The following is a 21,890-nucleotide window of genomic DNA, read 5'->3' on the forward strand; positions in this document are numbered from 1 at the left end:
CGTGCTAAGGACTAATCGCAGGGCTGGGCGGTCGCTTTGTGGCGAGGGGATTTATCCCCGTTGGGCCGCGAAGCGGCCCCAAAAAGGCAGAGTCACTCTAGATAGATCGGGTGGGGTTTATGGTGCGGTTGCTGCGCAACAGAGCGGGGATAAATCCCCTCACCACAAAAGCGCTGTAGACCCGGGTTTACTTCTGCGCTCCGTCATCCAGCTGCAGATTGGCCTGGGTCAGGTTGCTGCCCGCCGGCACGCTGCGGGTCAGCCAGACGTTGCCGCCGATGGTCGAGCCCTTGCCGATGGTGATCCGCCCCAGAATGGTCGCGCCGGCGTAGATCACCACGTCGTCCTCGACAATCGGATGGCGCGGCTGGCCCTTCTGCAACTGGCCGTCTTCGTCCGCCGGGAAGCGCTTGGCGCCCAAAGTCACCGCCTGATAAATCCGCACCCGCTCGCCAATGATCGCTGTCTCGCCGATCACCACGCCGGTCCCGTGATCGATGAAGAAACTGCGGCCGATCTGCGCACCCGGGTGGATGTCGATGCCGGTGGCCGAGTGGGCGATTTCCGCGCTGATCCGCGCCAGCAACGGCAGCCCGGCGCGGTACAGATGATGGGCCAAACGATGATGAATCACCGCCAGAATCCCCGGGTAGCACAGCAGCACCTCATCGACGCTGCGCGCCGCCGGGTCACCGTGATAGGCCGCCAGCACATCGGTATCCAGCAGGCTGCGCAACCCTGGCAGCGCGAGGGCGAAATCCTGAATGATCTGGATCGTGCGGGCTTCGATCTCGTTATCGGCCTGGGCGCTATGACGCGCGGCGTAACGCAGCTCCAGGCGTGCCTGGGCCAGCAAGGCATTGAGCGCTACGTCCAGGGTGTGGCCGACGTAGAAGTCTTCGCTTTCCTCACGCAGGTCCACCGGCCCTAGACGCATCGGGAACAGCGCCCCGCACAGCGCTTCGAGAATCTCCGCCATCGCCGCCCGGGACGGCAGCTCGCGACCGCCCTGCTCGGTGCTGGCGCGGCCGTTTTGCGCACGCCACTGATCACGTGCGGTGCGCAGCTGGCTGACGATGGTCTGCAATTGCCAATGGCTGGAACGCTCACTCACGGTAAAAACTCCTCACGGGCGACCGGACTGTCTGGCCGCGCTGACGGCGATTACTTTACGGCAAGGCCTGCGGCGCAAATTAAGAACCGATTGTGCTGTGGTCAGCACCTTTGGCTATAAGCGATTGGCGGTTGCCCGTGCCTGAGGGCGTGCCTATAGTCCTGAGATCTTCCACCGCCAGTACGGAATCATGATCATCAAACAACAGCTTGCCCGCTTTAACCGCCTCGACCTGCTCGGTCAGCCCACTCCCCTGGAAAAACTCGAACGCCTGTCGACCTGGCTGGGGCGCGACGTCTACGTCAAACGCGATGACCTGACCCCACTCGCCATGGGCGGCAACAAGCTGCGCAAACTCGAATACCTGGCCGCCGATGCCTTGGCCCAGGGTGCCGACACCTTGATTACCGCCGGCGCGCTGCAATCGAACCATGTGCGTCAGACCGCGGCCATTGCCGCACAACTCGGCCTGGGCTGTATCGCGTTGCTGGAAAACCCGCTGGGCACCGACGACGCCAACTATATCGGCAACGGCAACCGGCTGTTGCTGGACCTGTTCGATGCCAAGGTCGAGCTGGTCGAGAACCTCGACAACGCCGACGAGCAATTGCAGGCCCTGGCGGCGCGTCTGCGCAACAACGGCAAAAAGCCCTATCTGGTGCCCATCGGCGGCTCCAATGCCTTGGGCGCGCTGGGTTACGTGCGCGCTGGCCTGGAACTGGCCGAGCAGATCAAGGACACCGGCCTGAATTTCGCCGCCGTGGTCCTCGCCTCCGGCAGCGCCGGGACCCACAGCGGCCTGGCGCTGGCACTGAACGAGGCGCTGCCGGACCTGCCGGTGATCGGCGTTACGGTCTCGCGCAGCGAAGAAGATCAGTTTCCGAAGGTGCAGGGACTGGCCGAGCGCACCGCCGAACTGCTGGGCGTGGCCTTGCCGGAGAGTTTCAAGGTCGAGTTGTGGGACGAGTACTTCGCGCCGCGCTACGGCGAGCCGAATGCCGGCACGCTGGCGGCGGTGAAACTGGTGGCGAGTCAGGAAGGCCTGTTGCTCGACCCGGTCTACACCGGCAAGGCCATGGCCGGGTTGCTGGACGGCATCGGACGTTCGCGCTTCGACGAGGGCCCGATCATCTTCCTGCACACCGGCGGCGCCCCGGCGTTGTTCGCCTACAAAGATTTCCTGTAAACCGCCCCTCCCCTGTAGGAGCGAGCACGCTCGCGATGGTCGTGAACGATAACGCTGGGAGCCTGACACCCCGCGGTGTCTTGTCGCCCATCGCGAGCATGCTCGCTCTTACAGAGGAAGCTCTTTTATTCATAAATTGAATAAGCAGAAGATAATTTATTATTTTCTAATCTAAAAACGCCACCATATAGTCATACTGAAGGCGCATTTCCCGAGAGACGCATACGCTGCTTTAAGGCAGGATATCGCTGTCATCCAATTCCCGATTTCGCCAACCTTTCCAAACGCATTTTCCATAAGAAAACACAGGGGCTAGTCATGAATTTTTCCGCACTACGTCGAAATCTGCTGGTGGGTTCGCTGGGCCTGGCACTGAGCGCCGGCCTGATCGGCCAGGCGGTTGCCGGTGAGCAGCTGCAAAAAATCAAGGATGCCGGCGTGATCAACGTTGGCCTTGAAGGCACTTACCCGCCGTTCAGCTTCGTCGATGCCGACGGCAAACTGGCCGGTTTCGAAGTCGAATTCTCCGAAGCCCTGGCCAAAGAGCTGGGCGTGAAGGTCAAGCTGCAGCCGACCAAATGGGACGGCATCCTCGCGGCACTGGAATCCAAGCGTCTGGACGCGGTGATCAACCAGGTGACCATCTCCGAAGAACGCAAGAAAAAGTATGACTTCTCCGAGCCGTACACCGTTTCCGGTATCCAGGCGCTGGTGCTGAACAAGAACAAGGACACCATCAAGTCCGCCGATGACCTGGCCGGCAAGAAAGTCGGTGTAGGCCTGGGCACCAACTACGAACAATGGCTCAAGGACAATCAGCCTAAAGCCATCATCAAGACCTACGACGATGATCCGACCAAGTTCCAGGACCTGCGCGTCGGCCGCATCGACGCCATCCTGATCGACCGCCTCGCCGCACTGGAATACGCCAAGAAGGCCAAGGACACCGTTGCCGCCGGCGACGCGTTCTCCCGCCAGGAAGCCGGTATCGCCCTGCGCAAAGGCGAGCCAGAACTGCTGGCTGCGGTGAACAAGGCAATCGACAAGCTGCGCGCCGACGGCACGCTGAAAAAGCTTTCGGAAAAATACTTCAGCGCTGACGTCACTCAATAATGGAAGAAGCTTTTCAACTCGCACTGGATTCCGCGCCCTTTCTGCTCAAGGGCGCGTACTACACAGTGATCCTGAGCCTGGGCGGCATGTTCTTTGGCCTGGTGATGGGGTTCGGCCTGGCGCTCATGCGCCTGTCGCGCTTCAAACTGGTGAGCTGGATCGCCCGCATCTACGTGTCGTTCTTTCGCGGCACGCCGTTGCTGGTGCAACTGTTCGTGATCTATTACGGCTTGCCGCAAATGGGTCTGGAACTCGATCCGCTGCCGGCGGCCCTGATCGGCTTCTCGCTGAACATGGCCGCCTATGCCTGTGAAATCCTGCGTGCCGCGATCAGCTCCATCGAACGTGGCCAATGGGAAGCGGCTGCCAGTATCGGCATGACCCGTGCGCAGACCCTGCGCCGGGCCATCATTCCGCAGGCGATGCGCACCGCATTGCCGCCACTGGGCAACAGCTTCATTTCGCTGGTCAAGGACACCGCGCTGGCGGCCACCATTCAGGTGCCGGAGCTGTTCCGTCAGGCACAGCTGATCACCGCCAGGACCTTCGAAGTCTTCACTATGTACCTTGCCGCCGCGCTGATTTACTGGATTCTGGCCACGGTGCTTTCGCACCTGCAGAACCGGTTGGAAGTTCGGGTCAATCGGCACGATCAGGAGTCCTGACCCCATGATTGTCGTGGAAAAACTGACAAAGCAGTTCAAGGGTCAGGTCGTGCTCAACGGCATCGATCTGCAAGTGAAGGAAGGCGAAGTGGTGGCGATCATCGGGCCCAGTGGCTCGGGCAAGACCACCTTCCTGCGCTGCCTGAACTTCCTCGAAGAACCCACCAGCGGCCGGATCAAGGTCGGCGATATCGAGATCGATACCAGCCGTCCCCTGAACCAGCAGCAGAGCCTGGTGCGCCGCTTGCGCCAGCACGTGGGCTTCGTGTTCCAGAGCTTCAACCTGTTCCCCCATCGCACCGCCCTGGAAAACGTCATCGAAGGCCCGATCATCGTCAAGAAGGTCCCGCACGCCGACGCCGTTGCCCTGGGTAAAAAACTGTTGGCCAAGGTCGGCCTGGCGGGCAAGGAAGACGCTTACCCGCGCCGCCTCTCGGGCGGCCAGCAACAACGCGTGGCGATCGCCCGCGCGCTGGCGATGGAACCGGAAGTGATCCTGTTCGACGAACCAACCTCAGCCCTGGACCCGGAACTGGTGGGCGAAGTGCTGGCGACCATTCGCGGCCTGGCACAGGAAAACCGGACCATGGTCATCGTGACCCATGAGATGGCTTTTGCTCGTGACGTGGCCAATCGGGTGGTGTTCTTCGACAAGGGTGTGATTGTTGAACAAGGCGAAGCGAAAGCGCTGTTTGCCAACCCGAAAGAAGAACGGACAAAACAGTTTCTCAGCAAGTTTCTAAGTCACTCACACGTTTGAAACATCCCCTGTAGAACCCCCAACTTCCATGGATGGAAGTTACCCCTGCGCAATCTTCCCAACAAACACTCGCCACTGTAGGAGCGAGCTCGCTCGCGATGCCGGCAAACGATTACGCGGGCCTGCTGACACACCACGGCGTATTCAAGTCCATCGCGAGCAAGCTCGCTCCTACAGAAGCTTTGATAATCACCGCAGCGTTTATTGACCTCAGTGCGTAGGAGCATTCTGATTAATCTCAAATAGCGAGCTCAACTAACCCGCTCTATTGACTCCCACCAAACCACACTCTTATCTACCCCCACTACAACCCCATTCATTATTTAACCGAGGTAATGAATAGGTCTCGCGTCAAACTTCCCACCCGTTTCAGAAATGGATTTCGCTGCACTATCTCAAGGAGAGAGAACCATGAACTGCATCTCACGCATCCCGTCCCTGGCACCGCCCACCCTGGCGCAAACCAACAAGGCGGGGGTGAATATCCTCGCGGCGGCCAACCTGCTGATCGACGTGGCGCCGTACGCCGGCATGGACGCCGGCGACCTGATCGAATTGTTCTGGGACAGCCAGTTCGTCGCTTCCCGGGTGCTGACCGAGCAAGACGTTGGCCACACCCTTAGCCTGCGGGTGCCGGAGAGTTTCATCGTCAGCGGCGCACCCTGGATTCACTATCGAGTGATGCAGGTGGGCAGCCGCCCGATGCTGTCGCTGGCGACCCGGGTGCAGGTCAAGCTCGATTGCCCTGGAAGCCCGATTTCACCCCATGCCGGCGAAGACAATCAGTACCTGGCGCCGGTGAGCCTGCCGGTCACCATCCGCCGCCGAGGGATCAACCCGAGACAGGTGCAGCGCGGCGTGCCGCTGGCCATCGAGCCGTACCTCAACATGGCCGAGGGCGACGAAATCACCCTGCGCTGGGGCGATGTGCGCATGGACCTGCCCCCGCTCAAAGCCGAGCAGGTTGGCCAGCCGATTGCGCTCTGGGTGCCGCCAGCGGTCATCTGTGAAGCGGGTGAGGACCTGCGCCTGGAAGTGACCTACTGCATCCTCGACCGGGTCGGCAACAACTCCCAATGGGCACCGGCGCGGACGTTGAGGATTGGTATTGCCAACCATTAAAAATCAAGAGATCGCAGCCTTCGGCAGCCCCTGCAGGGGAACGCATTCCAATGTAGGCGCTGCCCAAGGCTGCGATCTTTTGATCTTCTATGTATATTCCTAAAAGTTAGTTCATAACTTATTTATAAACGCTTAGGGTATATACACCGGACCACCGGACATTCTTGTTTTCGTTCGCCGCACCGCGGCGCTTCCATAAGATGTGAGGTAGGTATGGTCCGGAACACAATCACCCCAGTGCAGATCGCCAGGGCATTGCGTGCAGCCAGGGAGCGGCACTGATGTCCAGTCTGGCAGATGCAATCGCCCAGAGTGATCTGGATATCGCCCCCTTGTTGTTGCCCGCACAAGTGCTGCGCAACGACGCACAAGCCATCAAGGCCGCCCATGAGCTGGCGCAAGCCGCTCGCCTGCAAGCGGCCAAGCGTGACCAGCAGCGCAAGCTGCCATGGTCGGAAATCGAACAGTTCACCCGCAGCGGTCTTGGCAGCATTGCCATCCCGCGCGAGTACGGTGGGCCGCAGGTTTCCTTCGTCACCCTCGCCGAAGTCTTCGCGATCATTTCCGCAGCAGACCCGGCCCTCGGACAGATCCCGCAGAACCAGTTCGGCATCCTCAACCTGGTGCTGGGCAGCGCAACCGAAGCGCAGAAAAAGCAGCTGTTCAAAAGTGTGCTCGAAGGCTGGCGCATCGGTAACGCCGGGCCGGAGCGCGGCGTAAAAAACACCCTGGAGCTCAAGGCACGCATCACCGCCGACGGCGACGGCTTTGTCCTCAACGGCCAGAAGTTCTATTCCACCGGCGCGCTGTTCGCCCATTGGGTCGCGGTCAAGGCGCTCAACGACGACGGCAAGCAAGTACTGGCCTTTGTCCGTCGCGGCACGCCGGGGCTGCGCATCGTCGATGACTGGTCGGGCTTCGGCCAGCGCACCACCGCCAGCGGCACCATTTTGCTGAACAACGTGCGGGTCGACGCCGAGCTGGTGGTGGACAACTGGAAGATCAACGAACAGCCCAATACCCAGGGCGCCGTCTCGCAGCTGATTCAAGCGGCCATCGACGCCGGCATCGCCCGTGGCGCCCTCGACGACGCCATCGAATTCGTCAAAACCCGTGCCCGGCCGTGGGTCGACGCCAACGTCGAACGGGCCAGCGATGACCTCTACGTGATCGCCGACATCGGCAGACTGAAGATCGAACTGCATGCCGCCGAAGCCCTGCTGCGCAAGGCCGGGCAAGTGCTCGACCAGGTCAGTGCCGCGCCGCTCACCGCCGAGTCCGCCGCTCGCGCTTCCATTGCCGTGGCCGAAGCCAAAGTGCTGACCACCGAGATCTCGTTGCTGGCCAGCGAAAAACTGTTCGAACTGGCCGGCAGCCGCGCCACCCTCGCCGAATTCAACCTCGACCGCCACTGGCGCAACGCTCGGGTGCACACCCTGCACGACCCGGTGCGCTGGAAATACCACGCGGTCGGCGCCTATCACCTCAACGGCACGCTCCCCGCTCGCCATTCCTGGATTTAACGACCAGACATCTGGAGAAACTCATGACTCTTTCTCACCACGTCGCGGTCATCACCAGCGATGAGCAAGCCTTGGTCGTTGCCAGTGACCTGGCTGACGATTTCAAACGTGACAGCGCCCAGCGCGACCGCGAACGCCGCCTGCCACACCCGGAGCTGGAAGTGTTTTCCCGCTCGGGCCTGTGGGGCATCAGCGTGCCCAAAGAATACGGCGGCGCCGGCGTGTCCAACGTCACCCTGGCCAAAGTCATCGCGCTGATTGCCCAGGCCGACGGCTCCCTGGGGCAAATTCCGCAGAACCATTTTTATGCCCTGGAAGTGCTGCGGGTGAACGGCAGTGAAGACCAGAAAAAACGCCTGTACGCCGAAGTATTGGCCGGGCAGCGCTTCGGCAATGCCCTGGCCGAACTCGGTACCAAAACCGCCCATGACCGCACCACCCGCCTGACCCGCGACGGCGACGGCTATCGCATCAACGGCCGCAAGTTCTACGCCACCGGCGCGATCTACGCCCAGCGCATTCCCACCTCGGTGATCGACGAAAACGGCGTGCAGCAACTGGCCTTCGTACCTCATGACAGCCAGGGCCTGACCGTGATCGACGACTGGAGCGGCTTCGGCCAGCGCACCACCGGCAGCGGTTCGGTGGTGTTCGAAGACGTCTTCGTGGCCGCTGAAGACGTGATCCCGTTCCAGAGCGCCTTCGAGCGCCCGACCCCGGTCGGCCCGCTGGCCCAGATTCTCCACGCCGCCATCGACACCGGCATCGCCCGCGCCGCCTACGAAGATGCCCTGCACTTCGTGCGCACCAAGACCCGGCCATGGATCGACGCCACCCACGAAAAAGCCATCGACGATCCGCTGACCCTCAAGAGCTTCGGGCACCTGAGCATTCGCCTGCACGCCACCGAAGCGCTGCTGGAACGCGCCGGCGAATTTCTCGACAAGGCCCAGGCCAACACCAATGCCGAGACTGTCGCCGCCGCCTCGATCGCCGTTGCCGAAGCGCGGGCGATCAGCACCGAAATCTCCCTGGCCGCCGGCAGCACCCTGTTCGAATTGGCCGGCAGCCAGGCGACGCTGCGCGAACATGGCCTGGACCGCCACTGGCGCAACGCCCGGGTGCACACCCTGCACGACCCTGTGCGCTGGAAATACCACGCCGTCGGCAACTACTACCTCAATGATGAAAACCCGCCACTGCGGGGGACCATCTGATGACCGCGCCGAAAAAGAAAATCCTGCTCAACGCGTTCAACATGAACTGCATCGGCCACATCAACCATGGCCTGTGGACGCATCCACGGGACACCTCGACCCAGTACAAGACGATCGAATACTGGACCGAACTGGCGCAATTGCTGGAGCGCGGGTTGTTCGATGGCCTGTTCATCGCTGACATCGTCGGCGTGTACGACGTGTACCAGAACTCGGTGGATGTGCCGCTGAAGGAATCGATCCAGCTGCCGGTCAACGACCCCTTGTTGCTGGTGTCGGCCATGGCGGCGGTGACGAAAAACCTCGGCTTCGGCCTCACCGCCAACCTCACCTATGAGCCGCCGTATCTGTTCGCCCGGCGCATGTCGACCCTCGATCACCTGAGCCGCGGCCGGGTGGGCTGGAACATCGTCACCGGTTATCTGGACAGCGCCGCCAAGGCCATGGGCCTGAGCGAGCAGGTCGAACATGACCGTCGTTACGACCAGGCCGATGAGTACCTGGAGGTCCTCTACAAACTCTGGGAAGGCAGCTGGGAAAACGGCGCGGTGCTCAACGATCCGCAGCGGCGGATCTATGCGCAGCCGGACAAGGTGCACAAGGTCGAGCACAAGGGTGAGTTCTATCAGGTGGACGGATATCACCTGTGCGAACCGTCGCCACAGCGCACGCCGGTGCTGTTCCAGGCCGGCAGCTCCGACCGTGGCTTGCTGTTCGCCGGGCGGCATGCCGAGTGCGTGTTCATCAGCGGCCAGAACAAGCCGTCGACCAAGGTGCAGGTGGACAAGGTTCGCGCCAGCGCCGCCTCCGCCGGGCGCAATCCCGAGGACATCAAGGTGTTCATGGGCTTGAACGTGATTGTCGGCGCCACTGAGGAGCTGGCTTGGCAGAAACACGCCGAGTACCTGAGCTACGCCAGCGCCGAAGCCGGCGTGGCGCATTTTTCGGCGTCCACCGGGATCGATTTTTCCGAGTACGCCATCGACGAACCGATCCAGTACGTCAAGAGCAACGCCATCCAGTCCGCCACCAGGAACCTGCAGAACAACGACTGGACACGCCGCAAATTACTCGATCAACACGCCCTCGGTGGTCGCTACATCACCGTGGTCGGCTCGCCTGCGCAAGTGGCCGACGAACTGGAATCCTGGATCGCCGAAACCGGCCTCGACGGCTTCAACCTGACGCGCATCGTCACGCCGGAAAGCTATGTGGATTTCATTGAACAGGTGATTCCCGAGTTGCAGCGTCGCGGGTCGTACAAGACTGCGTACGACGACGGCAGCCTGCGGGAAAAGCTGTTCCGCGAAGGGGCGCATTTGCCTGAGCAACATACGGGCTCGGCTTACCGACGCTAAAAGCTTCGCGAGCAAGCCCGCTCCCACAGTAGACCGCGTTTCCCTGTGGGAGCGGGCTTGCTCGCGAAGAGGCCCGCCAACACAACGTATTTTTTGCACTGACTGGAAATATTCCCCATGAAAAAGAACGCTCTCTCGCAACCAGTCAAAGCACTGGCCCTGGCCCTCGGCCTCTTCAGTTCGGCAGTCTTCGCCGCCGACGCCCCGCTGAAAATCGGCACCACCGCCGCTTTCGCCATCCCACTGGAAGCCGCGGTGGAAGAGGCCGGCAAGCAAGGCCTGAAAGTCGAACTCGTGGAGTTCACCGACTGGATCGCGCCCAACGTCAGCCTCGCCGCGGGCGACATCGACGTGAACTACTTCCAGCACATCCCGTTCCTGGAAAACGCCAAGGCCGCGTCCGGGTTTGACCTGGTGCCGTTCGCCCCGGGGATCATCAACAACGTCGGCCTCTACTCCAAGAAATACAAAAGCTTCGACGAGTTGCCCGAAGGCGCCAGCGTCGCCATCGCCAATGACCCGATCAACAGCGGCCGTGGCTTGCAGCTGCTGGCCAAAGCCGGACTGATCACCCTCAAGCCCGGCGTCGGCTACAAGGCCACCGAAGAGGACATCATCGCCAACCCGAAGAAAATCAAGATTCTGCAGGTTGAAGCGGTGCAACTGGTGCGCGCCTATGACGACGCCGACCTGGTCCAGGGCTACCCGGCGTACATCCGCCTGTCGAAGACCTTCGATGCAGGCTCCGCGCTGCTGTTCGACGGCCTCGATCACAAGGAATACGTGATTCAGTTCGTGATCCAGCCCAAGAGCAAAACCGACCCGCGCCTGATCAAGTTCGTCGACATCTACCAGCATTCGCCAGCCGTTCGCGCCGCCCTGGACAAGGCCCACGGCAAGCTCTATCAAGCCGGTTGGGAAAGCTGAAAATGACGGCCGCGACTCAACTGCGACTGGAGATTCCAGAGCCTCAACAAGCGATCAGAACTGAACTGCACCCAGACCTGAACCACGCCCACGTGCGCTTCATCAACCTGGGCAAAACCTACGACGGCCAGCAAGGTCCGGTGGCGGCCCTGCACGGCATCGACCTGGCGATCCAACGCGGTGAAGTGTTCGGCATCATCGGCCGCAGCGGCGCCGGCAAGTCGTCGCTGATCCGCACCATCAACCGCCTCGAACAACCGAGCAGCGGCCGGGTGTTGATTGATCAGGTGGACATCGGCGAGTTCGATGAGGATCGGCTGGTGGCGCTGCGTCGGCGCATCGGCATGATCTTCCAGCACTTCAACCTGATGTCGGCCAAGACCGTTTGGCAGAACGTCGAACTGCCGCTGAAAGTCGCCGGCGTGCCCAAGGAACAGCGCGATCGCAAAGTGCGTGAGCTGCTCGAGTTGGTGGGCCTGCAAGCCAAGCACAAGGCCTACCCGGCGCAGCTGTCCGGCGGCCAGAAACAGCGCGTCGGCATCGCCCGTGCGCTGGTTCACGACCCGGCGATTCTGCTGTGCGACGAAGCCACGTCGGCACTGGACCCGGAGACCACGCAATCGATCCTCGGCCTGCTGCGCGAGATCAATCAGCGCCTGGGTTTGACCATCGTCCTGATCACTCACGAGATGGCGGTGATCCGCGAGATCTGTGATCGCGTGGTGGTGCTCGAACGCGGTCGCGTGGTCGAGCAAGGGCCGGTGTGGGAAGTGTTCGGCAACCCCCGGCATGAAGTCAGCAAGACCCTGCTCGCGCCGTTGCAGCATGCCTTGCCGCCAGAGCTGCAAAGCCGCTTGCAGGCGCGCCCGCAGTCCCCGGACGCTGCCGTGGTGCTGCGTCTGCAATTCACCGGCGCCGCGCAGGACGAACCGGACATCGCCGCCCTGTTCAACGCTCTCGGTGGGCGGGTGCGTCTGCTGCAAGGTGGCGTGGAACGGATTCAGGGTCACGCGCTGGGGCAACTGCTGCTGTCGGTGTCCGGCTCGCCGCTGGACGCCGAAGACCTGTGCCAGCGCGCCAGCCAGTGGGCGCAACAAGTGGAGGTGTTGGGTTATGTGGTTTGATCGCTTGCTGCAAGGTTTCATCGACACCTTCCTGATGGTCGGCGTGTCGTCGCTGATCGCGCTGCTGGCGGGGATTCCGCTGGCAGTGATTCTGGTCACCAGTTCCAAGGGCGGCATCTACGAAGCCCCGGCAGTGAACCGGGCGCTGGGCGCGTTCGTGAACCTGTTTCGTTCGATTCCGTTTCTGATCTTGATGGTGGCGCTGATTCCGTTCACTCGGTTGATCGTTGGCACCACCTACGGCGTGTGGGCGGCCGTGGTGCCGCTGACCATTGCGGCCACGCCGTTCTTTGCGCGGATTGCCGAAGTGAGTTTGCGCGAAGTGGATCACGGCTTGATCGAAGCGGCCCAGGCCATGGGGTGCCGGCGTGGGCATATCGTTTGGCATGTGCTGTTGCCCGAAGCGCTGCCGGGGATTGTCGGCGGGTTCACCATCACCCTGGTGACCATGATCAACTCATCGGCCATGGCCGGAGCCATTGGCGCCGGTGGGCTGGGGGACATTGCTTATCGGTATGGTTACCAGCGCTTCGACAGCCAGATCATGTTGACGGTGATCGTGTTGCTGGTGGCCTTGGTCGCAGTGATTCAGCTGGGCGGAGATCGGTTGGCCAGGGGCCTGAACAAACGCTGAGCCGCTGGATATTGCAGTGCTGAATGTGGCGAGGGAGCTTGCTCCCGCTGGGCTGCGAAGCAGCCCCAAAACGCGGTGGTTAGGGCAAATCCGCACGCAGGTTTTGCGATTGCTGCGCAATCGGACGGGAGCAAGCTCCCTCGCCACAAATGCCTGTTCGCCTGAAGGCCCGCGAAGGCTGCGCAGCAGCCATGAAACCGTTGGCGTATATTCGGCAAATCCCCATTGCCTGCGCAGCCACCATGAAACAAACCCCCACCGACCTCGAACACATCACAACCACCACGTTGGGCCATTACAACTCGGTGGCCGAAGGCTTTCGCGAGGGCACCCGTGATCACGATGTGAGCCAGAACATCGATGCCTTGCTGCGGCACATCCAGGGCCAGGCGCCGTTCGAGATTCTCGATTTCGGCTGTGGCCCGGGCCGGGACTTGCAGACGTTCACCCGCATGGGGCACACGGCGGTGGGCCTGGACGGCGCGGAGAAATTTGCGCAGATGGCGCGCGCAGATAGCGGTTGCGAGGTGTGGCATCAGGACTTTCTGAAGCTTGATCTGCCAGCAGAACGCTTCGACGGGATTTTTGCCAACGCGGTGCTGTTCCACATTCCGCGTCAGGAATTACCGCGAGTGTTGAAGCAACTGCGAGCGGCGTTGAAACCGGGTGGCGTGTTGTTCAGTTCCAACCCCCGTGGTGAAAATCAGGAAGGCTGGAACGGGCCGCGCTATGGGTCGTATCACGATCTTGCGGCGTGGCAGCAGTTGTTGACCGAGGCGGGGTTTGTGGAGCTGGAGCATTACTACCGCCCGGCGGGGCTGCCGCGCGAGCAGCAGCCTTGGCTGGCCAGTGTCTGGCGCAAGGTTTAGCGGTGCCTGCACGGGCGCTTTCGCGAGCAAGCCCGCTCCCACATTTGGAACGCGTTCCTCCTGTGGGAGCGGGCTTGCTCGCGAATGAGCGCGCAGCGCTCGCCCTTACTTCACCTCTTTGTGCGGCTCGCGAATCTTGTACCAGGCCACATACAGTGCCGGCAAAAACAGCAACGTCAGCAGGGTCGCAACGATAATCCCGCCAATCATCGCGTACGCCATCGGCCCCCAGAACACTTCCCGGGCAATCGGGATCATGCCCAGGCTGGCCGCCGCTGCCGTCAGCAGAATCGGCCGTCGACGATGTTCGGTGGCTTCCAGCACGGCATCCCAGGGTGACGACCCTGCGCGCTCGAACTCGTCGATCTGGGTCACCAGGATCACCGAGTTGCGGATGATGATGCCGATCAGCGCCAGGATCCCCAGAATCGCCACGAAGCCCATCGGCGTGCCGGTCGGCACCAGCGCCAGCACCACGCCAATCAGGCCCAGCGGCGCCACGCTGGCCACCAGGAACATCTTCTGCACGCTGTGCAACTGGATCATCAGGAAGGTCGCCATCAAGAACAGCATCAGCGGCACCACTTTGGCGATCGGCCCCTGGGCCTTGCCGCTCTCCTCCACTGTACCGCCGGTGGCGACCTTGTAGCCCACCGGCAACGCGGCGGCGAACTTCTCGATGTCAGGCTTGAGCAGGGTCACCAGGTCCGTCGGTTGAATCTCACCCAGGGTTGCAGCCTTGATGGTCACTGTCGGCTTGCGGTCGCGACGCCACACCAGCGGCTGCTCCAGTTCATAACGCACCGTGGCGAACGCCAGCAGCGGAATCGACGTGCCGCTCGGCGTGGTGATCTGCAGGTTCTGCAAAGTCTCCGGCGTGCCCCGTTCAGCGTCCACCGCACGGCCTACCAGATTGATCAGGTAAATGTCATCGTCGACCTGGGTCACGGTCGAGCCGCTGACGATGCTGTTCATCAGGTTCGCCACGTCCTCGGACGACAGCCCGAGCTGGCGCGCCTTGTCCTGGGCGATGTCGATGCGCAGCACCTTGCCCGGCTCGTTCCAGTCGAAAATGATCTCGCCGATGTGCGGACTCTGGTCCAGTACGGTGGCCAGATCGATGGCGTGCTTGCGCACCTGATCGATGTTGCCCCCACTGACCCGGTACTGGATCGGGCGCCCTACCGGCGGCCCCATTTCCAGCGCCTGGACGTAGCTGCCGATGCCGACGAAGTCTTTGCGCAGGCGTTCACGCAGGCGATCGCTGAGCACTTTGCGGGCCTCGAAATCCTTGCTGACGATCACCAGTTGCGCGTAGTACGGGTTCTGCAATTGCTGGTCCAGGGGCAGGTAGAAACGGATCGCACCCTGGCCGATGTAGGTGCTCCAGCGCACGATGTCCGGGTCACCCTTGAGCGTCGCTTCGAGCTTGTCCACGGCCTTGCGGGTTTCCGCGATAGAGGCGTTTTGCGGCAGGTTCAGGTCCACCAGGATTTCCGGGCGATCCGAGGACGGGAAGAACTGGTTCTGCACAAAACGCATGCCGAATACCGACAACACAAACAGCAGCACCGTAATGCCGATGGCCCACCAGCGATTGCGCATGCTCCACAGCAGGCCGCCGTTGAACGCCCGGCCGATACGCCCAGGCTCCGCCGAATGCTTTTTGATATGGGTGCTGAGGATGTGCACGCCGATCACCGGGGCGAACAGCACTGCAACGATCCACGACACCAGCATGGCCACGGCGATCACCGCGAACAGGGTGAAAGTGTACTCGCCGGCAGAACTGGCATTGAGGCCGATGGGCACGAAGCCGGCGACCGTCACCAGCGTACCCGTCAGCATCGGGAATGCGGTCGAGGTATAGGCAAAAGTCGCCGCCTGCTCCTTGGTTTCCCCAAGCTCCAGGCGTGAAACCATCATCTCCACGGTGATCATCGCATCATCCACCAACAGGCCCAGAGCGATGATCAGCGCGCCGAGGGAAATGCGCTGCATGGTGATGCCGCTGTATTCCATGAACACGAACACCATGGCCAGCACCAGCGGGATCGAGCAGGCCACCACCAGGCCTGCGCGCACCCCGAGGCTGATGAAACTCACCACCAGTACAATCACCACCGCTTCGAACAGCGCACTGGTGAAGCCGCCCACCGCCTCTTCCACCACCTCGGCCTGGTCGGACACGTTATGCACACCGACACCCACCGGCAAATCGGCGGTCAGCTCACTCATGCGCTGGTGCAGCGCCTTGCCGAACACCTGGATATTGCCGCCCTTCTGCATGGCGATGGCCAGACCGATGGCTGGCTGGCCATTGAAGCGAAATTGCGGGGTCGTCGGGTCGACGTAGCCGCGCTGGATGTCGGCGATATCGGCCAGGCGATAGAAGCGATCGTTGAGCCGCAGGTTGACGTTGGCCAGGTCCTTTTCCGAAGCGAACTGCCCGGAGGTGCGCACGGAAATCCGCTCGGGACCTGCCTCGATCACCCCGGCCGGGGTAATCGCGTTTTCTTTTTGCAGGCTCTGCACCACCTGCCCTTCGTCGATGCCCAGCGCCGCCAGTTTGCGCGTGGAGAAATTCAGGTAGATGACTTCGTCCTGCTGGCCGACCATTTCGATCTTGCCCAGCCCCGGCACATCATGGATTTCGGCCCTGGCCTGTTCGACATAGTCACGCAACTGGCGCATCGACAAGCCGTCGGTGGTAAAGGCGTAGACCGAGCCGTACACGTCACCGAATTCGTCGTTGAACGACGGCCCCTGGATGCCCTGGGGAAATTGCCCGCGAATGTCGCCGATCTTCTTGCGCACCTGGTACCAGATTTCCGGGATGTCCGGAGCTTTGGTGGTGTCGCGCAAATACACATAGACCGTGGATTCGCCCGGGCGGGTGTAGCTTTTCACGTAGTCGAGGGAGTCGAGCTCTTCGAGTTTTTTCTCGATGCGATCGGTGACCTGCTTGAGGGTTTCTTCCTGGGTCGCACCCGGCCAGCGGGTCTGGATCACCATGGTCTTGATGGTGAACGAAGGGTCTTCTTCGCGCCCCAGGTTCAGGTAGGAAAACACGCCCATCAGCAACGCGACGAACATCAGATACCAGACGAACGACTGATGTTTGAGCGCCCATTCGGATAAGTTGAAACTCCCTTTCATTGTGGGCTGCCCTCATCGACTTTCACTGTCTGCCCCGGTTTGAGGCTGTTCACACCGGCGGTGACGACACGCTCGCCGTTCTTGACGCCGTCGGCCAGCACCACACTGTTGTAGCCGCGGCTGGCCACCCGGACATCCCGTGGCGACACGGTATGCGCCTTTGGATCGACGACCCAGATGCGAGTTTTGCCTTCGACCTCCTGCAGGGCACTGACCGGCAGTTCGATGCGCGGTTTGATGGCCGAGCTCAGGGTCACGCTGATCGCCGTGCCCAGGCGAAACGCCGTGGGTGTCTCGGCCAGGGTCAGGCGCGCGCGACGAGTGCGGGTGGCGCTGTCGGCCTGGGGCTCGATTTCCCGCACCACCGCCGTGGTGTTGACTTGCGGGTTCAACTGCAAAGCCACTTGAAACACCACATCGGCGGGCAACTGATCGACCAGGGTGTCCGGCAGATCGATCACCGCTTCCTTGATGTCCGGTTGCGCCAGGGTCACCACTTGCTGGCCGGCACTGACCACCTGCCCGGCCTCGGCATTCCATGCGGTCACCACCGACTTGTGGTCGGCGCGCAACTCGACGTAATTGAGCTGGTCCTTGGCCTGACTGACCGCCGCCTGGGCCTGATCGAGGGACGCCTGGGTGGTTTTCAGATCGGTTTGCGCGGCGTCCAGCTGTGCCTGCGAGCCCACACCGCGATCGAACAATGCCTGCTGCCGCCGGGCGCTGGCCTGGGCATTGATGAGCTGCGCCTGGACGCTCGCCAGATTGCCCTGGGCGGACCGTAACTGGTTCTGCTGGTCGGTGGGGTCGAGCGAGGCGAGCAGGTCGCCTTTTTCAACTTCGGCACCGACATCCACGGCGCGGCTGGCAATGCGCCCGGGCACCCGGAACCCGACATTGCTTTCGTAACGCGCCTGGATATTGCCGGCAAAACGCCCGAGATTTTCCTCGCCCGACGACTGGACCACGGTCGACAGCACCGGACGCACAGGCTCCGGCGGTGGTTCTTTTTTCGAACAGGCCACCAGCACCACAGCGACAAACATCAGCAACAGACGCCTCATGGTTGAGCCCCCGTGGCCAGATCCTTGTACGTATTTTCGGCGATCTCTACCGCCATGCCGGGATGCAATAACTGGCCGCCGGCGATGACGACTTTTTCACCACCGACCAGGCCGCCGCTGATGATGACCCTGCCGGTCAGGTAGCGGCCGACGGTGACAGGATGCAGGAATGCCTTGCCCTCCCCGTCCACCAGCCACACGGCGGGCTTGCTGACGTCTTTGGTCAGCGCCGACCAGGGCAACTCCACGGCGGCTTTGCCTCGGGTATTGGCGGTGGCGCTGACCACCGAACCCAGCTGCATGCCGGGCGGCAAGCCATCGAGGGTAACCTTGACCTGCACCGTGCCGGTCTGCTCGGAGACCGCCGGGGTAATTTCCCGCACGGTGCCGGTGGTCTTGATCGCCGGGTTGTCCAGCAGGCTGACCACCACGGATTTGTCGGAGGGCGGCCCGGCCAGCAGTGATTCGTACACATTGAACACAGCGTCGCGGTCACCGTCCTGGGCCAGGCTGAAAATCGGCACGGTCGCCTGCACCACCTGACCGACTTCCGCCTGACGCGCGGTGATCACACCCGGGGCCTCGGCAATCAACGCGGTGTAGCTCAATTGCTCCCGAGCATTGGCCAATTGCGCCTGGGCCGCCGCCAGCGAACTCTCGCTGCTGCGTAAGGCAGCCTGTGCCGAATCGTATTCGCTCTGGCTGGTGTAGCCCTTGGGCAGCAGTTTTTGCTGGCGCATGAAAGACGCGGCGTTCTGTTTGACCTTGGCCTGTTCAGCAACGACCTGGGCCTGGGCGGAGTCGAGATTGGTTTGCAGATCTTTGGGGTCGAGCCGGGCCAATACCTGTTTGGCGCTCACCCGATCCCCGACATCCACCGAACGCTGGATGATCTTGCCGCCGACGCGAAACGACAGCTCCGTCTGGACCCGCGCCTGCACATCACCGGTCAGGGTCACGCTGGCGGCGTAATCGGTCAGCTTCACTTGCTGAACGAAAACCCGCGGCCGAGCCTTCTCGGCCGGTGTCTTCTCACCACAGCCGCTCAGCAATGCCAACAGGCTCAGGCCAAGGGCTATTTTCAATCCGGGACCAGCCATGCAGACTCCTTTGCGTTTAACGGGCGCGATACGTCTGTCAGCTTAGAACAGGGTTCCACGAGTGCATCCGACCCTGTCAAATAAAGTGCTCAGAGGGCATTCGCTGCAGGAGCGAGCATGCTCGCTCCTACAGGGGTTACAGTGTTCGATGACGAAGAAAAGTTCCTGGCAGGATGCTCCCCATGCTCAAGACCCTCGCGGTGGCCAATTACCGCTCGATCAACAAACTGGTGATCCCGCTGGGCCGGCTGAATCTGATCACCGGCCCCAATGGCAGCGGCAAATCCAACCTTTACCGGGCACTGCGCCTGCTGGCGGAAACGGCGCAAGGGGGCGTGGTCAATGCGCTGGCCCGTGAGGGTGGGCTGGACTCGACCTTCTGGGCAGGGCCGGAACAGATCAGCGCGCGCATGCGCAAGGGTGAAGTGCCCGTCCAGGCCACGGTTCGACAAGGCGTCAAACGCCTGCGCCTGGGCTTTGCCGGGGAGGATTTCAGCTACTCGATTTCCCTCGGGCTGCCCGAGCCGAGCCTGTCGGCGTTCTCCCTCGACCCGGAAATCAAGAAGGAATGCATCTGGTCCGGACCGTTCTACCGCCCGGCCAGCCTGCTGGTGGATCGCGACGGCCCGATGATCCGCACCCGGTCCGGTCGCAGTTGGGAGGTGCTGGCGCAGCACACGCCGAATTTCGACAGCCTGTTCGATCAGGTCGGCAGCCTGCGCACCTCGCCGGAAGTGTTGCAGATGCGCGAGTTCATCCGCCGCTGGCGCTTCTACGATCACTTTCGCAGCGATGCCGATGCGCCGGTGCGCCAACCACAACTGGGCACCCGCACGCCGGTGCTGCACCACGATGGCCGTGATCTGGCAGCCGCGTTGCAGACCATCATCGAAATCGGCGACCCCGAGGCCCTGCAGGCGGCGATCAGCGACGCGTTTCCCGGTGCACGGCTCCACATCGAGCCGCTCACGGGCGGTCGCTTTGCCATCGAGTTTTATCAGGAAGGTTTGCTGCGGCCCTTGTCGGCGGCAGAGCTGTCGGACGGGACACTGCGGTATCTGCTGCTGGTGGCGGCGCTGCTGACCCCTCGGCCACCGACCCTGATGGTGCTGAACGAACCGGAAACCAGCCTGCATCCGGACCTGTTGCCAGCGTTGGCCAGGTTGATCATCCGCGTGTCGGCGCAGTGCCAGGTGTGGGTGGTGTCCCATGCGCGGCGCTTGATTTCGGCGCTTCAGCAAGACCCGGAGTGCAATTGCATCGTGCTGGAAAAAGACCTCGGGCAAACCGGAATCGTCGGGCAGCGGATGCTGGATGAGCCGGCGTGGCATTGGCCGGATTGAGCGGTGCCTGGAAAAGCTTCGCGAGCAAGCCCGCTCCCACGGGGCAATGCATTTCAAAGGTGGGAGCGGGCTTGCTCGCGAAAGCGGCAGCGGGATCGCTGCAAACCCCAACGCCAATGGCTTACGGGCATTTGCGCAGGCAGCGGATGGCGACTATTTTCCTTTGCCCCGTAGGACGGATCTTTTTTTCAGATTGCCCCTCCAAGGACGAACCGCTTTTGGCCAGACTCCTCGGCCAACCACTCACAAGGAAGAGAAAATGGCAGACGTGAAAGTGCCGCAACCGATGGACCCGCAGGACCTGCTGAAATGGCTCGTGGCGTTGCGCAGGGCGTTGAAGGCGAGAGGAGGCTGAACCGAGTGTGACGATGCGTTTGTGGCGAGGGAGCTCGCTCCCGCTCGGCTGCGCAGCAGTCGCAACAGCGGTTAGTACGGTGCATCTGTTGAACCGTGCGGGCAGGATTCAGGGTTGCTTCGCAACCCAGCGCGAGCAAGCTCGCTCGCCATAGGACAGGGCAGGACAGGACTGCTGAGCACAAAAAAACGCCGACGCTATTGCTAGCCGTCGGCGTTGGTAACCTTGAAGAAGTTAACCGGGAGAATCAGAACGCTGGCAGCACCGCGCCGCTGTACTTCTTCTCGATGAACGCTTTCACTTCCGGGCTGGTCAGGGCTTTGGCCAGTTTCTGGATGGCGGCGCTGTCCTTGTTGTCCGGACGGGCTACCAGGAAGTTCACGTAAGGCGAATCCGCGCCTTCGATCACCAGTGCATCTTTGGCCGGGTTCAGGCCCGCTTCCAGTGCGTAGTTGGTGTTGATCAGGTCCAGGTCGACTTCTTTGAGAACCCGTGGCAGCAAGGCCGATTCGAGTTCCTTGAACTTGAAGTTGTGCGGGTTCTTGGCGATGTCTTTCGGAGTGGACAGGGCGTTGGTCGGATCTTTGAGCTCGATCAGGCCAGCCTTCTGCAGCAGGATCAGTGCACGGCCGCTGTTGCTGCCTTCGTTTGGCAGAGCGATGGTCGCGCCGTTTGGCAGTTCAGCCAAAGACTTGTACTTGCTCGAGTAGCCACCGAACGGTTCAACGTGAACGCCGATCACGGTTTCCAGGTTAGTGCCTTTACCTTTGTTGAAGCTGTCCAGGTACGGCTTGGTCTGGAAGTAGTTGGCGTCCAGGCGCTTTTCGGCAACCTGTACGTTCGGCTGAACGTAGTCGGTGAACACCTTGATCTCCAGGTCCACGCCTTCTTTGGCGAGGGTTGGCTTGATCAGTTCGAGAATCTCGGCGTGTGGAATCGGGGTCGCCGCAACCACCAGTTTCTCGCCAGCCTGGGCCAGGCCCGCGGTCAGGGCAGCCGCCAGTGCGGTGAACAACAGAACCTTTTTCATGCAGTGTCCTTATCGAAAATCACGGTCGCTTGTGGCGACGGCTATTAGTACGTGTGCCAGTGAAGTGCTATCGCTGGCGTGAAGCGGACAATACCGGGATTTTATATTCCCGAACAATATCTTTTATTCACTTTCATATTCCATTTTGCTCATACAGCTCTGGCACAGGCCTTACCCTGTAGGAGCGAGCTTGCTCGCGATGAACGCAAGGGCAACGCGTTCAATCA

18 protein-coding genes are annotated in these 21,890 nt (G+C 61.7%); 13 read left to right on the plus strand and 5 right to left on the minus strand.

The window, feature by feature from the left end:
* Positions 1 to 187: 187 nt before the first annotated feature.
* The gene (gene epsC, locus B0W55_RS01365; RefSeq protein ID WP_077044257.1) at positions 188 to 1,114 is read right to left on the minus strand and encodes a serine O-acetyltransferase EpsC; all 927 of its coding nucleotides are present in this window, start codon (positions 1,112 to 1,114) and stop codon (positions 188 to 190) included.
* A 193-nt stretch (positions 1,115 to 1,307) separates the two neighbouring features.
* Here epsC and B0W55_RS01370 point away from each other — a divergent pair, with 193 nt between their 5' ends.
* The 12 genes from B0W55_RS01370 (at position 1,308) to B0W55_RS01425 (ending at position 13,612) form a co-directional block, all read left to right on the plus strand.
* Positions 1,308 to 2,300 (plus strand): D-cysteine desulfhydrase, encoded by a 993-nt coding sequence (locus B0W55_RS01370; protein ID WP_077044277.1) that lies wholly within the window; start codon positions 1,308 to 1,310, stop codon positions 2,298 to 2,300.
* 318 nt (positions 2,301 to 2,618) lie between these two features.
* Positions 2,619 to 3,413 carry a cystine ABC transporter substrate-binding protein gene (gene tcyJ, locus B0W55_RS01375; RefSeq protein ID WP_077044258.1) on the plus strand — a complete coding sequence of 265 codons (795 nt, stop codon included), beginning with the start codon at positions 2,619 to 2,621 and terminating at the stop codon, positions 3,411 to 3,413.
* Positions 3,413 to 4,078 carry a cystine ABC transporter permease gene (gene tcyL / locus B0W55_RS01380; RefSeq protein ID WP_077044259.1) on the plus strand — a complete coding sequence of 222 codons (666 nt, stop codon included), beginning with the start codon at positions 3,413 to 3,415 and terminating at the stop codon, positions 4,076 to 4,078. Before tcyJ ends, tcyL begins: the two co-directional genes overlap by 1 nt.
* A 4-nt stretch (positions 4,079 to 4,082) precedes the next feature.
* Positions 4,083 to 4,838, plus strand: a complete 756-nt coding sequence (gene tcyN, locus B0W55_RS01385) for an L-cystine ABC transporter ATP-binding protein TcyN (protein ID WP_077044260.1) — start codon at positions 4,083 to 4,085, stop codon at positions 4,836 to 4,838.
* A gap of 411 nt (positions 4,839 to 5,249) precedes the next feature.
* The gene (locus tag B0W55_RS01390) at positions 5,250 to 5,960 is read left to right on the plus strand and encodes a hypothetical protein (protein ID WP_077044261.1); all 711 of its coding nucleotides are present in this window, start codon (positions 5,250 to 5,252) and stop codon (positions 5,958 to 5,960) included.
* A gap of 281 nt (positions 5,961 to 6,241) precedes the next feature.
* Positions 6,242 to 7,483 carry an SfnB family sulfur acquisition oxidoreductase gene (locus tag B0W55_RS01395; protein ID WP_077044262.1) on the plus strand — a complete coding sequence of 414 codons (1,242 nt, stop codon included), beginning with the start codon at positions 6,242 to 6,244 and terminating at the stop codon, positions 7,481 to 7,483.
* A 23-nt stretch (positions 7,484 to 7,506) separates the two neighbouring features.
* Positions 7,507 to 8,700, plus strand: coding sequence for an SfnB family sulfur acquisition oxidoreductase (locus B0W55_RS01400; protein ID WP_077044263.1), 1,194 nt, complete (start codon positions 7,507 to 7,509; stop codon positions 8,698 to 8,700).
* Positions 8,700 to 10,058, plus strand: a complete 1,359-nt coding sequence (locus B0W55_RS01405) for an LLM class flavin-dependent oxidoreductase (protein WP_077044264.1) — start codon at positions 8,700 to 8,702, stop codon at positions 10,056 to 10,058. Before B0W55_RS01400 ends, B0W55_RS01405 begins: the two co-directional genes overlap by 1 nt.
* Before the next feature lie 117 nt (positions 10,059 to 10,175).
* Entirely contained in the window at positions 10,176 to 10,985 is an 810-nt protein-coding gene (locus tag B0W55_RS01410) for a MetQ/NlpA family ABC transporter substrate-binding protein (protein WP_077044265.1), read from the plus strand.
* A gap of 2 nt (positions 10,986 to 10,987) precedes the next feature.
* Complete coding sequence (locus tag B0W55_RS01415) at positions 10,988 to 12,109, plus strand: methionine ABC transporter ATP-binding protein (RefSeq protein ID WP_077044266.1); 1,122 nt, start codon at positions 10,988 to 10,990, stop codon at positions 12,107 to 12,109.
* Entirely contained in the window at positions 12,099 to 12,743 is a 645-nt protein-coding gene (locus B0W55_RS01420) for a methionine ABC transporter permease (RefSeq protein ID WP_077044267.1), read from the plus strand. The genes B0W55_RS01415 and B0W55_RS01420 overlap by 11 nt, the downstream gene beginning before the upstream one ends.
* A 242-nt stretch (positions 12,744 to 12,985) precedes the next feature.
* A complete protein-coding gene (locus B0W55_RS01425; RefSeq protein ID WP_077044278.1) occupies positions 12,986 to 13,612 on the plus strand; it encodes a bifunctional 2-polyprenyl-6-hydroxyphenol methylase/3-demethylubiquinol 3-O-methyltransferase UbiG in 627 nt (208 codons plus the stop codon).
* 105 nt (positions 13,613 to 13,717) lie between these two features.
* Here the strand turns inward: B0W55_RS01425 and B0W55_RS01430 are convergent, their stop codons facing one another.
* From B0W55_RS01430 to B0W55_RS01440, 3 genes are read right to left on the minus strand one after another with little or no spacing between them, the layout of a single operon-like run.
* A complete protein-coding gene (locus tag B0W55_RS01430) occupies positions 13,718 to 16,771 on the minus strand; it encodes an efflux RND transporter permease subunit (RefSeq protein ID WP_077044268.1) in 3,054 nt (1,017 codons plus the stop codon).
* Positions 16,768 to 17,835 (minus strand): efflux RND transporter periplasmic adaptor subunit, encoded by a 1,068-nt coding sequence (locus tag B0W55_RS01435; RefSeq protein WP_077044269.1) that lies wholly within the window; start codon positions 17,833 to 17,835, stop codon positions 16,768 to 16,770. Before B0W55_RS01435 ends, B0W55_RS01430 begins: the two co-directional genes overlap by 4 nt.
* Positions 17,832 to 18,935 (minus strand): efflux RND transporter periplasmic adaptor subunit, encoded by a 1,104-nt coding sequence (locus B0W55_RS01440; RefSeq protein ID WP_077044270.1) that lies wholly within the window; start codon positions 18,933 to 18,935, stop codon positions 17,832 to 17,834. Before B0W55_RS01440 ends, B0W55_RS01435 begins: the two co-directional genes overlap by 4 nt.
* Before the next feature lie 182 nt (positions 18,936 to 19,117).
* On the opposite strand from B0W55_RS01440, the gene B0W55_RS01445 reads away from it, so the two are divergent.
* Complete coding sequence (locus tag B0W55_RS01445) at positions 19,118 to 20,278, plus strand: AAA family ATPase (protein WP_077044271.1); 1,161 nt, start codon at positions 19,118 to 19,120, stop codon at positions 20,276 to 20,278.
* Positions 20,279 to 20,880: 602 nt separating this feature from the next.
* Here B0W55_RS01445 and B0W55_RS01455 read toward each other — a convergent pair.
* The gene (locus B0W55_RS01455; RefSeq protein ID WP_077044273.1) at positions 20,881 to 21,663 is read right to left on the minus strand and encodes a MetQ/NlpA family ABC transporter substrate-binding protein; all 783 of its coding nucleotides are present in this window, start codon (positions 21,661 to 21,663) and stop codon (positions 20,881 to 20,883) included.
* Between the last annotated feature and the right edge of the window lie 227 nt (positions 21,664 to 21,890).

The sequence above is a fragment of the Pseudomonas sp. KK4 genome (assembly GCF_001984065.1).
Taxonomy (GTDB): domain Bacteria; phylum Pseudomonadota; class Gammaproteobacteria; order Pseudomonadales; family Pseudomonadaceae; genus Aquipseudomonas.

What these genes read in the sequence shown, in the direction of transcription:
- tcyN (WP_077044260.1), top strand. Translation starts at nt 4,083, where the DNA reads ATGATTGTCGTGGAAAAACTGACAAAGCAGTTCAAGGGTCAGGTCGTG.
- B0W55_RS01420 (WP_077044267.1), top strand. Translation starts at nt 12,099, where the DNA reads ATGTGGTTTGATCGCTTGCTGCAAGGTTTCATCGACACCTTCCTGATG.
- B0W55_RS01410 (WP_077044265.1), top strand. Translation starts at nt 10,176, where the DNA reads ATGAAAAAGAACGCTCTCTCGCAACCAGTCAAAGCACTGGCCCTGGCC.
- B0W55_RS01415 (WP_077044266.1), top strand. Translation starts at nt 10,988, where the DNA reads ATGACGGCCGCGACTCAACTGCGACTGGAGATTCCAGAGCCTCAACAA.
- B0W55_RS01455 (WP_077044273.1), bottom strand. Translation starts at nt 21,663, where the DNA reads ATGAAAAAGGTTCTGTTGTTCACCGCACTGGCGGCTGCCCTGACCGCG.
- B0W55_RS01440 (WP_077044270.1), bottom strand. Translation starts at nt 18,935, where the DNA reads ATGGCTGGTCCCGGATTGAAAATAGCCCTTGGCCTGAGCCTGTTGGCA.
- tcyJ (WP_077044258.1), top strand. Translation starts at nt 2,619, where the DNA reads ATGAATTTTTCCGCACTACGTCGAAATCTGCTGGTGGGTTCGCTGGGC.
- B0W55_RS01425 (WP_077044278.1), top strand. Translation starts at nt 12,986, where the DNA reads ATGAAACAAACCCCCACCGACCTCGAACACATCACAACCACCACGTTG.
- B0W55_RS01390 (WP_077044261.1), top strand. Translation starts at nt 5,250, where the DNA reads ATGAACTGCATCTCACGCATCCCGTCCCTGGCACCGCCCACCCTGGCG.
- B0W55_RS01395 (WP_077044262.1), top strand. Translation starts at nt 6,242, where the DNA reads ATGTCCAGTCTGGCAGATGCAATCGCCCAGAGTGATCTGGATATCGCC.
- tcyL (WP_077044259.1), top strand. Translation starts at nt 3,413, where the DNA reads ATGGAAGAAGCTTTTCAACTCGCACTGGATTCCGCGCCCTTTCTGCTC.
- B0W55_RS01445 (WP_077044271.1), top strand. Translation starts at nt 19,118, where the DNA reads ATGCTCAAGACCCTCGCGGTGGCCAATTACCGCTCGATCAACAAACTG.
- B0W55_RS01430 (WP_077044268.1), bottom strand. Translation starts at nt 16,771, where the DNA reads ATGAAAGGGAGTTTCAACTTATCCGAATGGGCGCTCAAACATCAGTCG.
- B0W55_RS01405 (WP_077044264.1), top strand. Translation starts at nt 8,700, where the DNA reads ATGACCGCGCCGAAAAAGAAAATCCTGCTCAACGCGTTCAACATGAAC.
- B0W55_RS01400 (WP_077044263.1), top strand. Translation starts at nt 7,507, where the DNA reads ATGACTCTTTCTCACCACGTCGCGGTCATCACCAGCGATGAGCAAGCC.
- B0W55_RS01435 (WP_077044269.1), bottom strand. Translation starts at nt 17,835, where the DNA reads ATGAGGCGTCTGTTGCTGATGTTTGTCGCTGTGGTGCTGGTGGCCTGT.